Origin of the sequence: Streptomyces sp. NPDC051286 (genome assembly GCF_044455345.1) — a bacterium.
Taxonomy (GTDB): Bacteria; Actinomycetota; Actinomycetes; order Streptomycetales; family Streptomycetaceae; genus Streptomyces.
The window spans coordinates 56,824-73,567 of sequence record NZ_JBITER010000015.1 but is presented as its reverse complement, the minus strand read 5'-3'; the positions used below and the strand labels follow the sequence as shown (position 1 = coordinate 73,567).

Here is a 16,744-nt window from a genome sequence, read left to right as displayed (position 1 = left end):
GTATCGAACACGCCATCAGCGCCACCGGCCACTGGCCAGCTGTCAGGCGTCCTCGGCGAGTTCCAGCCAGCGCATCTCCAACTCGTCGCGCTCCGCCACCAGTTCCCGCAGCTCCGCGTCCAGTTTCGCCACCTTCTCGAAGTCCGTGGCGTTCTCCGCGATCTGTGCGTGCAGCGCGGTTTCCCGCGTCGACATCTTGTCGAGCTGCCGCTCCACCTTCTGCAGTTCCTTCTTCGCCGCACGTGCGGCCTGCGGGGAGACGCTCGCGGCCGGCGCCGTCTTCTCCTTCGTCGTCGCGGGTGCGGCGGAGGGGGTGGCCGCCTCCTCCATCCGCTGCCTGCGCTCCAGGTACTCGTCGATCCCGCGCGGCAGCATCCGCAGCGTTCGGTCGCCGAGCAGTGCCATCACCCGGTCCGTGGTCCGCTCGATGAAGAACCGGTCGTGGGAGATCACGATCATCGATCCGGGCCAGCCGTCGAGGAGGTCCTCCAGCTGGGTCAGGGTCTCGATGTCGAGGTCGTTGGTGGGCTCGTCGAGGAAGAGGACGTTCGGCTCGTCCATCAGCAGGCGCAGAATCTGGAGCCGGCGCCGCTCACCGCCCGAGAGGTCGCCGACCGGGGTCCACTGCTTCTCCTTCGAGAAGCCGAACTGCTCGCAGAGCTGGCCCGCGGTCATCTCCCGGCCCTTGCCCAGGTCGACCCGGTCCCGTACCTGCTGAACCGCTTCGAGCACCCGCAGATTCGGGTTGAGCTCGTGGACCTCCTGGGAAAGGTAGGCCAGCTTGACGGTCTTGCCGACGACGACCTTCCCGGCGGCGGGCTGCGCGTCGCCCTGAGTGCGGGCCGCCTCGGCGAGCGCCCGCAGCAGTGAGGTCTTGCCCGCGCCGTTGACGCCGACCAGACCGATCCGGTCACCGGGGCCGAGCTGCCAGGTGAGGTGGGTGAGCAGCGTCTTGGGGCCTGCCTGGACGGTCACGTCCTCCAGGTCGAAGACAGTCTTGCCCAGCCGGGCGTTGGCGAACTTCATCAGCTCGCTGGTGTCGCGCGGCGGCGGCACGTCGGCGATCAGTTCATTGGCCGCCTCGATGCGGTAGCGCGGCTTGGAGGTACGGGCGGGGGCGCCGCGGCGCAGCCAGGCCAGCTCCTTGCGCATCAGGTTCTGCCGCTTGGACTCCTCCGTCGCGGCGATCCGCTCCCGCTCGGCACGCGCGAAGACGTAGTCGCTGTAGCCGCCCTCGTACTCGTGGACCGTGCCACGCTGAACGTCCCACATGCGCGTACAGACCTGGTCGAGGAACCAGCGGTCGTGGGTGACGCAGACGAGCGCCGAGCGGCGTGCCCGCAGATGGCCGGCCAGCCAGGAGATGCCCTCGACGTCGAGGTGGTTGGTCGGCTCGTCGAGGACGATCAGGTCCTGTTCGGCGATGAGCAGCTTGGCCAGCGCGATCCGGCGCCGCTCGCCGCCGGAGAGCGGGGCGATGACGGTGTCCAGGCCGTGCTCGAAGCCCGGCAGGGCGAGCCCGCCGAAGAGTCCGGTGAGCACATCGCGGATCTTTGCGCTGCCCGCCCACTCGTGGTCGGCGAGGTCGCCGATCACCTCGTGGCGGATGGTCGCCCCGGGGTCGAGCGAGTCGTGCTGGGTGAGGACGCCGAGGCGCAGCCCGCCGCTGTGGGTGACCCGGCCGCTGTCCGCCTCCTCCAGCCTGGCGAGCATCCGGATGAGGGTCGTCTTGCCGTCGCCGTTACGGCCCACGACACCGATCCGGTCCCCCTCGGACACACCGAGGGACACACCATCGAGCAGGGCACGGGTGCCGTACACCTTGCTGACCTGCTCGACATTGACCAGATTGACGGCCATTTCACTCCTGACTGGGGGATCGATCGACCTCCCAGGGTAATCGCCACGCGGGCGGGTGACGGCCTCGCCCACGATGGGGAGCGGATCAGCGAGCGGCGTCATGCGGCAACGCCGCACACGCAGTCGCAGGGCGTCGCGCGCCCACTCTCTATCGTGGGGCAGGCCGTTGTCGTGCGGCGATCGATCAAGGGCGGGGACAGGGGACTTCCATGGTGCGCAATTCGGTACGGGGCACGGTCACGGCCGTACTGGCGGCGGTGTCGGTGGCGGTGACCGGCTGCACGTCGTCCGCCCCGGACGACGGCGGGACCGGCGAGAGGACGGCGCCGAAGCTGAGGACCGCGGCGAAGAGCGCGGTGAAGGGCGGCAGTATCGGAGGCCCCGGTTCTGCCTGCGCCTTGCCCGTCACCTTCGACCTCGCGGCCTCCTGGAAGCCGGCGGCCGTCCAGGCCGTCGAGGACGACGCACTGGGCGGACTGGCCGAGCAGGGCCCGGTCGCGCTCGTCTGCGAGATCGACGCGAAGCCCGCCGGGAACATCGGCTTCCTGCGGGTGTGGACGGGGGACCGTACCGACAGCACCCCGCGCCAGATCCTGAAGGCGTTCCTGGCCGCCGATCCGAACGCCGGCCGGGCCACGTACACCGACCTGAAGGCCGGCTCCCTGACCGCGGCCGAGGTCGGCTACACCGTCAGCAGCGAGCTCCTGGACGAGCCCAAGGAGGAGCGGGCCTTCGCCGTCTCCACCCCGAGCGGACCGGTCGTGGTGCACCTCGGCGGGCTGGACTCCCAGGAGCAGCAGGAGATGCTTCCGGCGTACGAGCTGGCGAAGAAGAGCGTGCGGCTCGGCTGAGCGCCTGTCGGGCGCGGGCCCCGGCCGGGTCGCGACCCGGCCGGCGGCGCCCGCGGTCAGAGCACCGTGGCGCCCGGCGCCGGGGACACCGCGACGCGCGCGGTCCGGCAAGTCCCCGACGTCAGCAGCGCGTCCGCGACCTTCCGTGCCGACCCGGCGTCCGCCACCAGGAACGCGGTGGTCGGCCCGGAGCCCGAGACCAGGGCGGCCAGGGCGCCCGCCCCGGTGCCCGCGGCGAGCGTGTCGGCGAGCGAGGGCCGCAGGGACAGCGCGGCGGGCTGCAGGTCGTTGGAGAGCGCACCGGCGAGCGCGTGGGTGTCGCCGGTGCGCAGGGCGTCGAGGAGCGCCGGGGAGGCCGCCGGTGCGGGGACGTCGGTGTCCGCGGCGAGCCGGTCGAACTCGCCGTAGACGGCCGGGGTGGAGAGCCCGCCGTCGGCGACTGCGAAGACCCAGTGGAAGGTGCCGCCGACGTCGATCGTGGTCAGTTGTTCACCGCGGCCGACCCCGAGGGCGGCGCCGCCGACCAGGGAGAACGGCACGTCGCTGCCGAGTTCCGCGCAGATGGCGAGCAGCTCGTCCCGGGTGGCGCCGGTGGACCAGAGGGCGTCGCAGGCGAGCAGCGCTGCCGCGCCGTCGGCGCTGCCGCCCGCCATGCCGCCCGCGACGGGGATGTCCTTGGCGATGTGGATGTGCACGTGGGGCGCGATGCCGTGGCGCTCGGCGAGCGCGATCGCGGCGCGGGCTGCGAGGTTGGAGGCGTCCAGCGGGACCTGGGCGGCGTCCGGGCCCGAGCAGGTGACCGTCAGCTCGTCGGCGGGGGTGACGGTCACCTCGTCGTACAGGCCGACGGCGAGGAAGACGTTGGCCAGGTCATGGAAACCGTCGGGGCGCGCGGCACCCACCGCGAGCTGGACGTTGACCTTGGCGGGGACGCGGACGGTGACGCTCACTCGTTGCTCCCGGCGGGCTGGTCCTCATCGGTCTTCAGGGCGGGCTTGTTCTCGGCGATGGCCGCGAACTCCTCGATCGTCAGCGCTTCGCCCCGGGCCTGCGGCGAGATCCCGGCCGCGACCAGGGCCGCCTCGGCGGCGGGCGCGGAACCCGCCCAGCCGGCCAGGGCCGCCCGGAGCGTCTTGCGGCGCTGGGCGAACGCCGCGTCGACGACGGCGAAGACCTCGGCGCGGCTCGCGGTCGTCGTGATCGGCTCGGTGCGCCGGACCAGCGAGACCAGACCGGAGTCGACGTTGGGGGCCGGCCAGAAGACGGTGCGGCCGATGGACCCGGCCCGCTTGACGTCCGCGTACCAGTTGGCCTTCACCGAGGGCACGCCGTAGACCTTGTTGCCCGGCCGGGCGGCCAGCCGGTCGGCGACCTCGGCCTGCACCATGACCAGGGTCCGCTCGATGGTCGGGAACCGCTCCAGCATCGTCAGCAGGACCGGCACGGCGACGTTGTACGGCAGGTTGGCGACGAGGGCGGTGGGCGCCGGGCCCGGCAGCTCCGTGACCAGCATCGCGTCGGAGTGGACGAGCGAGAACCGGTCGGCGCGTCCCGGCATCCGGGCCTCGACCGTGGCGGGCAGCGCCGCCGCGAGCACGTCGTCGATCTCGACGGCGACGACCCGGTCCGCCGCCTCCAGCAGCGCCAGGGTCAGCGAACCCAGCCCCGGCCCGATTTCCACCACCACGTCGTCCGGGCGGACCTCCGCGGTCCGTACGATCCTGCGGACCGTATTGGCGTCGATGACGAAGTTCTGACCGCGCTGCTTCGTGGGGCGTACGCCCAGTTTCGCGGCCAGGTCGCGGATGTCTGCGGGCCCCAGGAGGGCGTCGGGCTCTGTGCTGCTCACCCGGTAAGCCTACGGCCGCAGTGCGGCCACGGGCTCGCCCCCCGTTGCACGTAGAGCTTCTTCGCCCGGAACGTCTGCTCGGACGCCGGTGCGTCCTGCGGGCGCCCTCTGCCGCCGAGGGCATGCCAGGTCTGGGCGTCGAACTGGTACAGCCCGCCGTACGTGCCGCTGGCATCGACCGCCCCGGGCCGGCCGCCGGACTCGCAGGCCGCGAGCCCCCTCGGCGCGCACCCCGAGCCGGCGCAGGGCGCCGTCGACCGTGCCGGCGGTGGTCCAACACCCTGCGCCGGACCCCGTCGAGGGTGAGGGTCACCGGGCGGCCGTGCCGGACGGTGACCTCGTCGCCGTGTTCGAGCTCACTGCCACGCGGGGGGCGATGATCCTTCCGTCACCCTCCAAAGCGGCGCGACCGCGCACCGTCACGGCACGATGCGTCAGTAATCGAACGCGCGAGCCGTGTTCTCGTTGATCGCCGACGCCAGGGTGTCCTCGTCGACGCCCTTCACCTCCGCCATGGCACGGAGCGTGACGGGAATGAGATACGGCGCGTTGGGGCGTCCGCGGTACGGGGCGGGGGTGAGGAACGGCGCGTCCGTCTCCACCAGGACCAGCTCGACCGGCGCCACGGACAGCGCGTCCCGCAGCGGCTGGGCGTTCTTGAACGTCACATTGCCCGCGAACGACATGAAGTACCCGGCGTCCGCGCAGATCCGGGCCATCTCGGCGTCACCGGAGTAGCAGTGGAACACGGTCCGCTCGGGGGCGCCCGCGTCGGCGAGGACGCGCAGCACATCGGCGTGCGCCTCGCGGTCGTGGATGACGAGCGCCTTGCCGTGCCGTTTGGCGATCTCGATGTGGGCCCGGAAGGATTCCTCCTGGGCGGCCATGCCCTCGGGGCCCGTGCGGAAGTAGTCGAGCCCGGTCTCACCGACGCCGCGGACCTGGTCGAGGGCGGCAAGCCGGTCGATCTCGGCGAGCGCCTCGTCGAGTGCCGCCTTCCCGCCGGGTTCGCGGCCACCCTGCCGCGACCAGCCTTCCGGGTCCCCGTGCACAATGCGAGGCGCCTCGTTGGGGTGGAGCGCCACCGCCGCGTACACACTCGGGTGCGCGGCGGCGGTCTCGGCGGCCCAGCGCGAGCCCTTCACGTCGCAGCCCACCTGGATCACGGTGGTGACGTTCACCGCCGCGGCCCTGGCCAGGCCCTCCTCGACGGTGGCGTCCTGCATGTCCAGATGGGTATGCGAATCGGCGACCGGTACCCGAAGGGGTTCGGGCAGCGGCGGGGCGTCCTTGGAGCTCATAGGGCGATCCTATGAGAGCCCGGTGTCACCGGGCCCGGACCTCACTTACGGCGCTGCCACGCGCGGAACGCATGCACGAAACGCCACTGGTGCGGGGCGCGCTCCGACGCGCTCTCCGAGGACGGTATGGGCCCGGCGGTGGCGCCGGTCGGCGTCGCGAAATTCAGGCGTCGCAGGGTTTCCGCGATGGAGGAAACCTGCCCGGCGCGCATGATGCGGACTTTGTGCCCGTCGCAGTTGAGGCAGGTGAGCCGGTTCAGCGGTGAGGGAACGAGCTCCCCCTGCACGCGGTACACGACGAAGGGCTGACCGCGGCCGTCCGTGTGGTGCTCGATGTCGTAGACCTGTTCCCAACCGTGTCCGCAACTCATGCAGGCGAAGGCATACGCCTCATGCCCGATGGTTGCTGCGATCTCGCTCATGCCTGCTCCTCTTGTCCGTCGGACAAGCACTCCGGAGAATGCGTCCCTGATTCAGTGGACGCCTTTACCGGCGGGAGCGCACCAGGTCCTGTCGAGTGTTGGAGCGGTCTTGGCCCTCTCGTGGAAAAAGTGGCCGGTGCGCGGCTCGCGCTTTGCAATTCACGATAGACCTTTGCCGTCTGCCGGGCCGGTCCGAGCCGCGTTCTTTGCCGCGACGACCGCATCGAAAACGTCGCGTTTGGGCAGCCTGGCGGCCGCGGCGACAGCGGCGATCGCCTCCTTGCGCCGCTCCCCCGCCTCCTCGCGCACCCGCACCCTGCGTACCAGCTCGGCGGCGTCCAGTTCCTCCACGGATTCCGCAGCGCCCTCGACGACGACGGTGATCTCGCCGCGTACGCCTTCGGCCGCCCAGACCGCGAGATCGCCCAGCGGGCCTCGCTTCACTTCCTCGTACGTCTTGGTCAGCTCCCGGCACACGGCAGCCCGGCGGTCGCTGCCGAACACCTCGGCCATCGCGGCAAGGGTGTCGTCGAGCCGGTGCGGGGCCTCGAAGAAGACCATGGTGCGGCGCTCGTCGGCGACCTCTCGGAGCCGGCCGAGCCGTTCGCCGGTCTTGCGCGGCAGGAAGCCCTCGAAGCAGAACCGGTCGACGGGCAGCCCGGACAGGGCGAGCGCGGTGAGCACGGCGGACGGGCCGGGGACCGCGGTGACCTTGATGTCCTTCTCCACGGCGGCGGCGACGAGCCGGTAGCCGGGGTCGGAGACCGATGGCATCCCGGCGTCCGTGACCAGCAGCACCCGGGCGCCGCCCATCAGCGCCTCGACGAGTTCGGGCGTACGGGCCGACTCGTTGCCCTCGAAGTAGGAGACGACACGCCCCGTGGTGTGGATGCCGAGCGCCTGCGTCAGACGGCGCAGCCGACGGGTGTCCTCCGCGGCGACGACATCGGCCGTCTCCAGTTCGGCGGCAAGCCGTGGCGGGGCGTCCGCCACATCGCCGATGGGGGTCCCTGCGAGTACCAGCGTTCCAGTCGTTCCAGTCACATCAGCCATCCTCCCAGCAAGGGCGACAGCAGTCGCACAGACGCGTTCCCTACGATGGCGCGGTGACGAGTACTGCGCCCGATACCCCGCAGGGTCAAGACGCCGGAAACCAGCACGGTGAAGAGCTGTCGTCCTGGCAGCAGCGACTGCGCCGCTACGGCTATGCGCCCCGGTCCGTGATCGGGCTGCGTGAACGGCTGGTCCCGCCGTACACCCGGCCGGGACAGCAGCTCTGGGCCGTGCTGGGGGTGTCCCCGCCGACGGCCGACCGGCTGGTGCGGTGGTCGGCCTGGGGCGGGCCACTACTGGTCGCACTGGTCGCCGGGGTGCTGCGGTTCTGGCATCTGGGCAGCCCGAAGGCGGTGATATTCGATGAGACGTACTACGCCAAGGACGCCTGGGCCCTGATCAACCAGGGGTACGAGGGGTCCTGGCCGAAGGACGTCGACAAGTCGATCCTGGCCGACCCGTCGCTGGTGCCGGTGCCGACGGATCCCGGTTACGTGGTGCATCCGCCGGTCGGCAAGTGGATCATCGGGTTCGGTGAGCAGCTCTTCGGGTTCACGCCGTTCGGCTGGCGGTTCATGGTGGCGGTGCTCGGCACGCTGTCGGTGCTGATGCTGTGCCGGATCGGGCGGCGGCTGTTCCGGTCGACGTTCCTGGGATGTCTGGCGGGCGCGCTGCTCGCCGTCGACGGGCTGCACTTCGTGATGAGCCGCACGGCGCTGCTCGACCTGGTGCTGATGTTCTTCGTGCTGGGCGCGTTCGGCTGCCTGCTGATCGACCGGGACTGGGCGCGGCGCAGGCTGGCCGCGGCGCTGCCGGTCGACGCGGAGGGCGTGCTGCGCCCGGATGCTCAGGTCGCGGAAACGCTGCGGCTGGGGTGGCGGCCGTGGCGGATCGCCGCGGGGGTCTCGCTGGGCCTGGCGTCCGCCACAAAGTGGAACGGGCTGTACTTCCTGGTCGCGTTCGGCCTGATGACGGTGTTGTGGGATGTCGGCGCCCGCCGGACGGCCGGTGCGGTCCGCCCGTACCAGGCGGTGATCAAGTGCGATCTGCTGCCGGCGTTCGTCTCGACGGTGCCGGTCGCGATCCTGACGTACCTCGCGTCCTGGACCGGCTGGATCATCAGGAACGACCCCCAGCACCACGGCTACTACCGGGACTGGGCGACGACCGACGGAGCGGGCGGCCACTGGACCTGGCTGCCGGACTGGCTGCGCAGCCTGTGGCACTACGAGTACCAGGTCTACGAGTTCCACGTGAGCCTGACCTCGGGGCACACGTACCAGTCGAACCCCTGGAGCTGGATCGTCCTGGGCCGTCCCGTCTCGTACTTCTACGAGGAGCAGAACGGCTGCCCGGGTTCGGCGACCGGCAAGTGCGCCCGCGAGGTCCTGGCGATCGGCACACCGCTGCTGTGGTGGGCCGCGTGCTTCGCGCTGCTGTACGTGCTGTGGCGCTGGTTCTTCCGCCGCGACTGGCGGGCGGGTGCGATCGCGTGCGGGGTGGCGGCGGGCTGGCTGCCCTGGTTCCTCTACCAGGAGCGGACGATCTTCCTCTTCTACGCGGTCGTCTTCGTGCCGTTCCTCTGTCTCGCGGTGGCGATGATGATCGGCGCGATGATCGGCCCGGCGGCGGGCACCGGGACCAAGCGGGAACTGGGTCTGGTGTCCGGCGACCCGTCCGGTGAGCGGCGTCGGACCTTGGGGGCCATTGCGGCCGGCGTTCTGGTTCTGCTGATTTTCTGGAATTTCATCTATTTCTGGCCGATCTATACGGGCACCCCGATCCCGGACGGGTCGTGGCGGGACCGGATGTGGCTGGACACCTGGATCTAGCTGGGCAGAACCACCGAGAGGCCGCAGTCGATGACTGCGGCCTCTCGGTGGTTGTTGGTCATCGTTGGTGTTCGTTGGCCGCCCTTGGACGACCCACAGGCGGCCCACATCGACATCCGCACCGCACGCTCACGCAACTCCAGCGGGTACTTCCTCGGGGCAGGCATCGTCTGGGCTCCTCTCATGAGACCCATCTGACCTGCTGTCACCACTCCCCGCATCTCGGGGGAACCTCACAGCGAAGATTGATACATTGCCGACAAAGTCTGACTGCAAGGCGAGGGGCGATGAGCCGCCGTATATCCCAAGGTGTCCTGGTCGTCGGGTCGATCGGCGCTCTGATCAACATCGTGGACGCGATCGGGACGGGGCGCCTGGAGCCACACGATGCCTTCGCCGCGCTGGTCGTGCTCGGTGCGGGTGGTGAACTGCTCAAAGAGCGGCGGCCCAGGGCCGCGAAGGCGCTGTACGCCGTGGCGTCGGTGCTGCTGGTGGTTGCCGGATCCGTCGCGGGGGCCAGGGCGTGGGCCTCGTTCTTCAGGGGCGCGGCCTATGACTGGCTCGACCTCGGACTCGGGGTTCTGGTCGTGCTCTACTTGGCCGTCGGCGCGGGTCAGCTGCTCGCGCACCTGTCCCGCGGAGCATCGAAGTCTCGCAGAAATGCCGGCATGCTCAGCGAGTAGCACCGACACCGGTCAAACTTCGGTGGCAATGGATCAATCTTCACTGTCACAGGTCAGTCACGCGCCCTGACACTGGCTCTGACACCCGCGTGACACTTGCGCGTGACACTCCCTGACACCCGTGGGCCCGGTCCTCTCGGCGGCGCCGGCCGACCGGTAGTTCGCAGCCTGACCAACCCGGTGAACCAATGCGGTCACGGCACTAGCCGCCGCAGGTCAGGTCCTTCGCGGGCAGCCGGCCCGTGGTCAGGTACCGCGTGACGCCGGCGTCCGCACAGGACGGGCCGGCCACCACCACGCCGTGGCCCTCGCCGCCGGCCACCGTGACCATCCGCGCACCGTGCAGCGCCCGCCGCATGCCCTGCGCCATGGCCAGCGTCGCCTGCGGGTCCCACTGGTTCTGCACGATCAGCGCGTTGACGTCGTTGCTCACCACGGTGGCCGGCTCGCTTCCCGCCGACTTCCAGAACGCGCACGGCTGAATGTTGGCCCCCAGGTCGCCGGCCAGCGGGTACTTGGATCGGTCTCGGATCGCGTCCCGGCGGTACTGCTCGGGGTTGCGCGGCCAACTGCGGGTGTCGCCGCAGAAGACGGCCCACACGGCGGCGGACTGGTTGTCCGCCGGAACGTCCGCACCGAACGCCCCCGCCCCCGCTTCGGCGGACCGGACCGGGACGGAGTCGGGCACCGCCGACGCGGTCGGCGTGGCCGGCGCGGGCGGTCCGCCCGCGGCCGCGGCCTTCAACGCGACGATCCACGGGGTGACGGTCGCGACGTGGACGAACGCACCGTACTCGGAACGGATGGCGCCGCCGTTGAGCGCCCCGCCCGTCGTCGGGACGGGCGTGCGGTCGGCGCGGGCGATGAGCTCCCCGTACGTCTTCCGGACCTCCGCCGGAGTCGGGCCCAGCCCGTACGTGGCGTTGCGCGCGGCGGCCCACTCGGTCCACCGGGTGAAGGCGAGTTCGGCCCCCGCCGACCACCCCCGGAACAGCCCTCGCCACGCGAGCGTCGGATCGAGCGCGCTGTCGAGCACGAACCGGTCCGAATGCCGGGGGAACATCTGCGTGTAGACGGCGCCCAGGTACGTGCCGTACGAGTACCCGAAGTAGGAGATCTTCCTCTCTCCCAGTGCCGCCCGGACGACGTCCATGTCCCGTGCCGTGTTGCGGGTGGTGATGTGCGGCAGCACGTCCCCCGCCTTGGCCCAGCATTTGTCGGCCACCGTCCGGGCCCGGGCCACGTCCTTCGCGAACGTCCTTGCGGTGTAGGGGTGCTGGAAGGTCTGTTCGTCGCCCGTCAGGTCGCAGCCGATCGGCGAGCTCTGCCCGACCCCGCGCGGGTCGAAGCCGACCAGGTCGAACCGCTCTCGTACCTCCGCCGGCAGCAGCGGCTCCATCTCCACGGGCATGGTCAGCCCCGGAACGCCCGGGCCCCCGGGATTCATCAGCAGCACGCCGTGCCGCTCCTTCGCACTGCCCGCCTTGATCCGCGATATCGCGAGGTCGATCTTCCGGCCCCCGGGGTCGCTGTAGTCCAGCGGCACCTTGACCTTCGCGCACTCGAACTCCGCCGGCCGGCCCGTATCGCAGCGCTCCCAACGGAGTTTCTGCTGCGCGTACTGCTGGAGCGGATCCCCCGCCGCGAACGCCGTCACGGGGGTGAGCGCTGCCATCACGGTCGTCACCGCGCCGACCGTCAGCACGGAAATCGTTCGTCCGCCTCGTAGAACCATGCCAGTCTCCTGTACAGAATCAGTGTCTCGGATTGCCTCCAGTCTCTGTTCCGCCCCCACTCGTACCTCGTACGACGCGGGGATGGGCTCGTGATCCAACCTGTGGCGTACGACGACGCGTCGACGTCCTGCTGGAGTCCTGCTCCCTGTCGTTCATCGGTCCGGGTAGGCGACCGATCGGCCACCTGCCGGCCGTCACGCCGTGGACGCCCCGGCCCGCAGCGCGGCGATGGCACAGGCGGCCGCAGCGCCGACGGCGCGGCCGATCGCTGTGTCGTCGGCGCCCGGGCAAGAGCGGGTGAACACGGTTGCCGCGTTCCGGCATCCGCCGGGGTGGGTGACGACGCCGACCTTGTTGCGCACCACGCCGACCGGGCTGCCGCTCTTCGCGACCGCCCACACCGGCGGACGGAAGCCAACGACAAGGCGGTGTAAATCAGTTGACGCCCCACCACCGTCCGCACCCACACGCAGACAGCAGGGGCCGGTGTGATCGGCCCATGCAGTGGTTCGGCCGTGTCACGGGCGGTGGTACGGGTGGAGCGGCGCGGGTCGAGCGCCCGACCGGTGGCCAAGTTCTTGTCGGCGGCGAGCTCCGGGAGCGGCGGTGGCGGGCCAGGCCGGCGCGTCGGCCCACTCGGCGCGGCCTCCCTGTCTTCCGGGCTTGTCGGATCAGCGCGCGGATCCCTTGCCCCCTAGGGGTTAGGGGAGGGATGCCCGGCGTCGCGCGTCCAGCAAGATCCGGAAGAGACGGCGGCTGCGATTGCTCGCCTACCCGTACATCGGTACCCGACCGCTCCCGTCGTTCCAGCCGGGGCACATCCGCACATGGCTGGGCGAGTCGGAGACCGCCGTGCCTGCCGCCTGGCATCGCCGGATCGTGTTCGGCACGGTCTCGGCCGCGTTCAGTGCGGCCCTGGACGACGGGCTGATCAGCAAGAACCCCTGCAAGGCGAAGTCGGTCCGGTGCCCAAGTCGAGCCTCACTCACGTCATTCCGTGGACCGCTCACCAGGTCTTCGGCGTGCGGGCTGCCCTGCCCGAGCATCTGCGGGCGACCGTGGACGTGGCGAGCGGCTGCGGTCTCCGACAGGGCGAGGTGTTCGGGCTCTCCGAAGACGAGCTGGACCACGAAGGCGGCCGGCTCGCTGTCGGGCACCAGCTCAAGCGCATCCGCGGGAAGTTCGTCTTCGCGCTCCCGAAGGGTGGCAAGGACCGCGACGTTCCCTTGCCCTCTACCGTGGCTGACGCTCTCAAGACGCACTCGAAGGAACATCCGCCCATCAGGGTCACGCTGCCCTGGCGAACGCCGGACGGGCCCCTCGTGACGAAGTCGCTCCTCTTCACCGACTCTGCCGGCAGTCACGTCAGGGTGAGCTACTTCAACGACTTCATGTGGAAGCCCGCCCTCGCGGCCGTGGGCATCATCCCCGAGCCCGAAGAAGGCCCGGTCAGATGCCAGGAAACTGGAAACTCCGCTACTGCGAGTGGTGGTGACGAGCAGTCGCAGGACCCGTCACCACTCGCCACTTGGAAGGCAGGCAGTCACCAACGGCCGGCGCGGCGACAGTAACCAGTTGATGAGACCCCTCTCTGAGAGCGCGGGTCCCAGCCGCAGCGCTCACTCCGCCGAAGTCCACCCCGCCCAGTGCGGTGACCAAGAATGTTCACCGGGTCTGGTGACACGCCGGTCGATGTTCGCAGAGGTTGAATCTCAAGCTCACTGCTTGAGGCTTGACATAACGTCACGCATGTCGCTGATCATGGCCGATTGGTACGGGGACAGGTCAGGGATGTCCGACCCATCACCGGCCTCGGCTTCGCTGTGGTCGTCGCTCTGGTACTGGGTGAAGGCGGAGAGACTCAGCGAGAGGACCGCTCCACCCTCCAGCACCCGCAGCTCCGCGTTACCGTCATCCCGGGTCAGCAGATACGCCTTGTCGCCAAGGTCCGCAACCGTCTCCAGCTTCGCTTCAGGATCAACGCCGAATTCGGTCACTCGTCGGCGCGCCTCGAATTCAGTGCCGGGGTCCATCTTCTTGTGCAGTGCCACCGTGATTCCGACGCTGTAGTCGATGGACCAGCCGTTCCCGGGCCGCTCCGCCCTGGCCCGAGACCGAAGAGGAATGAAGCACTGGACCTGGTCGAGGGCAGCATGGTTCAACAGCCCTGATTCGACCTTGGTGGTGGACTCTCTCGGTGCGATCGCCGCGCCGATCGACTTCAGCTGTATGGATGGGCAAGGGTCTTGGACCAGCCGGTACCCATGCATGTCCGGCATCCGATCACCTACTCCATACAGAAACAGCGCTGCCGTCCAGAGGGCCGACGCCATTACACCCCCGCCCAGCGCCCACAGCCACGGCCTTCGCGGCCGACGTTCCCCAACGAACTTCCCGTCGAAGTCGCCCATCACCTCGCGGGTTTCAACCGCACCGAACTCCCCCGCCATCTCCGGCTCAGAAATCATCCTGCTCCCCCTCCGCCGCGCCTTCCGCCTGCGTCATGATGATCGCAGCACTGACTCTGCCCCCGCAGAGACGGGCAGACGGATCCCGGGCACGGTGAACCTATGTGGTCACAGCACTAGCTAGAGCCCGTCTGGCCGATCATGAGGGTCTTCAGGAAGCGCGTGGACGCGCAGCACGGCGGATGCCATGATCACGCGGGCGTCCGGCGCGGGTCCGGCGCGCAAGGAGGGACCGTGGAGCTCTACATCGCCATACTTGTTGTTATACCTGCTGTTCTGGTGGCGTTGCTCCTCTCCGTCTCCGGCGTAGCTGCGGTTACCCGTGGCTGGGTGCTCCCCGGGAGCCGGCGACCGGTCCACCGCCCTCGCCTCTACGGCTGGGGCCAGTTGGTGGGTGCCTTCGCCCTGTGCTGGCAGATGGTCTTCTGGTTGGTGCTCAACGACCCCGACACCCTCGGCCCCAACATCCGGGAGTGGGGGACCCTGGCAGGCGGCGCGCTTCTGCTGACCGGCCTCACCCTGATGGCATTGAGCTATCGCACGGGTGGTAATCGGCAGGGCAATGGCACGCCCTAGCTGGGCGAGAGCACGTACGTCTACTGTCTACTGCCAGCTTGCCACTAGCCAGTAGAACGGGCCCCTACGCGTTTACATGGGGCAAGGAACCATGATCACGGCCCAGTGGGCCCCAAACTGCCCCGTCCGGCAAGGAAATTACTGGTCGGGACCTACCTCTCCGCGACTCGCGAGGCTTCATCCATTTCTGGCCGCTGTATACGGGAACGCCCATTCCGGAGAATTCCTGGCGCAACCACATGTGGCTGGATACCTGGATTTGACCGGCCTGTTCACACCCTTGTGGATCGCGTTCCGATAACAACAGCCCCCGCTGTCACCACCGTCCCGTAGGGTGCCCACAAGCGCTCTCTTGAACCTGTTCAAGAGAGTCTCCTGGGGAGGGTGACTGCACAGATGCGCAGTGGAGCGAAGGTCGCTGTCATCGGCGGAGTGTTCATGCTGGTGGTCGGCGGGGTGGGGTACGGGGCGTACAACGTCCTCGACGGGTTCGGCGGCAGCGGGGGCGGCGGCACGGACGGACGCTCCACCTCCGCCGAGGTGAAGACCGGGCCGCCGAGCAAGACGGAGATCAGCGAGACGTCGACGAAGTTCCTCAAGGCCTGGGCGGCCGGCCAGGCGTCCGCCGCGTCCCAGCTCACCAACAACGCCGTCGAGGCCGAACCGGCCCTCAGCGGCTACAGCGCACTGGCCCACGTCACCGAGGCCGTGATCACCCCGGGCCCGGCGACCGGCTCGAAGGTCCCGTTCACCGTGAAGGCGACGGTGAGCTTCGAGGGGAAGTCCAAGCCCTGGTCGTACTCCTCGGAGCTGACCGTCGTGCGCGGCCTGACCACCGGCCGGGCGCTGATCGACTGGAAGCCGTCCGTGATTCATCCGGACCTGGCGGACGGCGAAACGCTGAAGACCGGCGAGGCGTCGGCCCCGTCCATCGAGGCGCTCGACCACAACGGCCGGGTGCTGACGAAGGAGAAGTACCCGTCGCTGGGGCCGATCCTGGACACGCTGCGCGAGAAGTACGGGCAGAAGGCCGGCGGCACCGCGGGTATCGAGACCTGGATCGAGTCGGCGGACGAGAACACCCCGGACAAGACACTGCTGACGCTGTCCAAGGGGAAGCCGGGCACACTGCAGACCACGCTGGACGCGCGGGTCCAGGCGGCGGCCGAGCAAGCCGTCAAGCGGTACACCCAGGCCTCGGTGGTCGCCATCCGGCCGTCCACCGGCTCGATCCGCGCCGTCGCCAACAACCCTGCGACCGGGTTCAACGCGGCCATGCTCGGCAAGCAGGCGCCCGGTTCGACGATGAAGATCGTGACCGCGTCGATGCTGATCGAGAAGGGACTCGCCGGCGCGAACCAGAAGATCGAGTGCCCGAAGACCGCGATGTACCAGGGCCGCACGTTCCAGAACCTGGACGGGTTCTCCATCCCGGACGGCACCCTCACCACCAGCTTCGCCCGGTCGTGCAACACCGCGTTCATCAAGCTCATCGACGACACCGAGGACGACGCCGCACTGGCCAAGGAGGCCCGCGACGTCTTCGGTATCGGCCTCGACTGGAAAACCGGCGCCGCGTCCTTCGACGGCAGCGTGCCCGAGGCCTCCGGCGGTGAGGCCGCCGCGCAGTACATCGGCCAGGGCACCATCCAGATGAACGCGCTCACCATGGCGTCGATCACCGCCACCGCGAAGAACGGCACCTTCCGCCAGCCGGTCCTCGTACCCCAGGACCTGGACGGCCGTCAGCTCGCCACCGCGTCCCGCTCGCTGCCCGGGTCGGTCTCGCAGCAGGTGACCACCATGATGCGGCAGACCGCGAGCTGGGGCACCGGAAGGGCGGCGATGGCCTCGGTCGGCGGCGACAAGGGTGCGAAGACCGGTTCGGCGGAGGTCGACGGACAGGCCACGTCCAACAGCTGGTTCACCGGCTTCAGCAACGACCTCGCGGCCGCGGCGGTCGTCCAGTCCGGCGGCCACGGCGGCGACGCGGCGGGGCCGGTGGTGGCGCAGGTACTGCGCGCGGGGCCGTGACGCGCACCCCGGTGCCCGAAACCGGATCGCGTGCCCCGCAGCACGAACGCTCGTGCCGGGAGGGGCGCTAGCGTGCGGG

General features: G+C 69.8%; 16 protein-coding genes and 1 pseudogene. 6 read left to right on the top strand and 11 right to left on the bottom strand.

The annotated features are described in order from the left end of the window. Positions 1 to 42: 42 nt before the first annotated feature. Complete coding sequence (locus ACIBB8_RS17495) at positions 43 to 1,860, bottom strand: ABC-F family ATP-binding cassette domain-containing protein (RefSeq protein ID WP_366690876.1); 1,818 nt, start codon at positions 1,858 to 1,860, stop codon at positions 43 to 45. Between the two features lie 209 nt (positions 1,861 to 2,069). Between ACIBB8_RS17495 and ACIBB8_RS17490 the strand changes: the two genes are divergently transcribed. After that, positions 2,070 to 2,711 (top strand): lipoprotein, encoded by a 642-nt coding sequence (locus ACIBB8_RS17490; RefSeq protein WP_398952957.1) that lies wholly within the window; start codon positions 2,070 to 2,072, stop codon positions 2,709 to 2,711. Positions 2,712 to 2,767: 56 nt separating this feature from the next. Here the strand turns inward: ACIBB8_RS17490 and ACIBB8_RS17485 are convergent, their stop codons facing one another. From ACIBB8_RS17485 to rsmI, 6 genes and pseudogenes are all read right to left on the bottom strand, one after another. Next, on the bottom strand, positions 2,768 to 3,661 hold the full coding sequence (locus ACIBB8_RS17485) for a 4-(cytidine 5'-diphospho)-2-C-methyl-D-erythritol kinase (RefSeq protein ID WP_398952955.1): 894 nt from the start codon (positions 3,659 to 3,661) through the stop codon (positions 2,768 to 2,770). Continuing rightward, positions 3,658 to 4,560: a 16S rRNA (adenine(1518)-N(6)/adenine(1519)-N(6))-dimethyltransferase RsmA gene (gene rsmA / locus ACIBB8_RS17480; RefSeq protein WP_398952953.1), complete on the bottom strand. Its 903-nt coding sequence runs from the start codon at positions 4,558 to 4,560 to the stop codon at positions 3,658 to 3,660. The genes ACIBB8_RS17485 and rsmA overlap by 4 nt, the downstream gene beginning before the upstream one ends. Further along, positions 4,557 to 4,778: pseudogene (locus ACIBB8_RS17475) on the bottom strand (transglycosylase family protein); the annotation flags it as partial. The gene rsmA and the pseudogene ACIBB8_RS17475, both read right to left, overlap by 4 nt. Positions 4,779 to 4,994: 216 nt before the next feature. Beyond that, positions 4,995 to 5,861 carry a TatD family hydrolase gene (locus tag ACIBB8_RS17470; RefSeq protein WP_366690880.1) on the bottom strand — a complete coding sequence of 289 codons (867 nt, stop codon included), beginning with the start codon at positions 5,859 to 5,861 and terminating at the stop codon, positions 4,995 to 4,997. Positions 5,862 to 5,902: 41 nt separating this feature from the next. Further along, on the bottom strand, positions 5,903 to 6,283 hold the full coding sequence (locus ACIBB8_RS17465; protein ID WP_398952951.1) for a hypothetical protein: 381 nt from the start codon (positions 6,281 to 6,283) through the stop codon (positions 5,903 to 5,905). Between the two features lie 159 nt (positions 6,284 to 6,442). Continuing rightward, complete coding sequence (gene rsmI, locus ACIBB8_RS17460; protein WP_398952949.1) at positions 6,443 to 7,336, bottom strand: 16S rRNA (cytidine(1402)-2'-O)-methyltransferase; 894 nt, start codon at positions 7,334 to 7,336, stop codon at positions 6,443 to 6,445. A gap of 53 nt (positions 7,337 to 7,389) precedes the next feature. Here rsmI and ACIBB8_RS17455 point away from each other — a divergent pair, with 53 nt between their 5' ends. Beyond that, positions 7,390 to 9,168: a dolichyl-phosphate-mannose--protein mannosyltransferase gene (locus ACIBB8_RS17455; RefSeq protein WP_398952947.1), complete on the top strand. Its 1,779-nt coding sequence runs from the start codon at positions 7,390 to 7,392 to the stop codon at positions 9,166 to 9,168. Here ACIBB8_RS17455 and ACIBB8_RS17450 read toward each other — a convergent pair. Then, the gene (locus ACIBB8_RS17450; protein WP_366690884.1) at positions 9,165 to 9,335 is read right to left on the bottom strand and encodes a hypothetical protein; all 171 of its coding nucleotides are present in this window, start codon (positions 9,333 to 9,335) and stop codon (positions 9,165 to 9,167) included. The genes ACIBB8_RS17455 and ACIBB8_RS17450 overlap by 4 nt on opposite strands. Positions 9,336 to 9,455: 120 nt before the next feature. Here ACIBB8_RS17450 and ACIBB8_RS17445 point away from each other — a divergent pair, with 120 nt between their 5' ends. Then, positions 9,456 to 9,851: a hypothetical protein gene (locus tag ACIBB8_RS17445; protein WP_398952945.1), complete on the top strand. Its 396-nt coding sequence runs from the start codon at positions 9,456 to 9,458 to the stop codon at positions 9,849 to 9,851. Between the two features lie 202 nt (positions 9,852 to 10,053). Here the strand turns inward: ACIBB8_RS17445 and ACIBB8_RS17440 are convergent, their stop codons facing one another. Beyond that, positions 10,054 to 11,586: an alpha/beta hydrolase gene (locus tag ACIBB8_RS17440; RefSeq protein ID WP_398952943.1), complete on the bottom strand. Its 1,533-nt coding sequence runs from the start codon at positions 11,584 to 11,586 to the stop codon at positions 10,054 to 10,056. 195 nt (positions 11,587 to 11,781) lie between these two features. Further along, positions 11,782 to 11,988 carry a hypothetical protein gene (locus ACIBB8_RS17435; RefSeq protein ID WP_398952941.1) on the bottom strand — a complete coding sequence of 69 codons (207 nt, stop codon included), beginning with the start codon at positions 11,986 to 11,988 and terminating at the stop codon, positions 11,782 to 11,784. A gap of 564 nt (positions 11,989 to 12,552) precedes the next feature. On the opposite strand from ACIBB8_RS17435, the gene ACIBB8_RS17430 reads away from it, so the two are divergent. Further along, the gene (locus tag ACIBB8_RS17430) at positions 12,553 to 13,158 is read left to right on the top strand and encodes a hypothetical protein (protein ID WP_398952939.1); all 606 of its coding nucleotides are present in this window, start codon (positions 12,553 to 12,555) and stop codon (positions 13,156 to 13,158) included. Positions 13,159 to 13,305: 147 nt separating this feature from the next. Here the strand turns inward: ACIBB8_RS17430 and ACIBB8_RS17425 are convergent, their stop codons facing one another. After that, positions 13,306 to 14,055, bottom strand: a complete 750-nt coding sequence (locus ACIBB8_RS17425; RefSeq protein WP_398952937.1) for a hypothetical protein — start codon at positions 14,053 to 14,055, stop codon at positions 13,306 to 13,308. Between the two features lie 234 nt (positions 14,056 to 14,289). On the opposite strand from ACIBB8_RS17425, the gene ACIBB8_RS17420 reads away from it, so the two are divergent. Both ACIBB8_RS17420 and ACIBB8_RS17415 read left to right on the top strand, forming a co-directional pair. Further along, complete coding sequence (locus tag ACIBB8_RS17420; RefSeq protein ID WP_398952935.1) at positions 14,290 to 14,631, top strand: hypothetical protein; 342 nt, start codon at positions 14,290 to 14,292, stop codon at positions 14,629 to 14,631. A 396-nt stretch (positions 14,632 to 15,027) separates the two neighbouring features. Next, positions 15,028 to 16,665, top strand: coding sequence for a penicillin-binding transpeptidase domain-containing protein (locus ACIBB8_RS17415; RefSeq protein WP_398952933.1), 1,638 nt, complete (start codon positions 15,028 to 15,030; stop codon positions 16,663 to 16,665). Positions 16,666 to 16,744 lie beyond the last annotated feature (79 nt).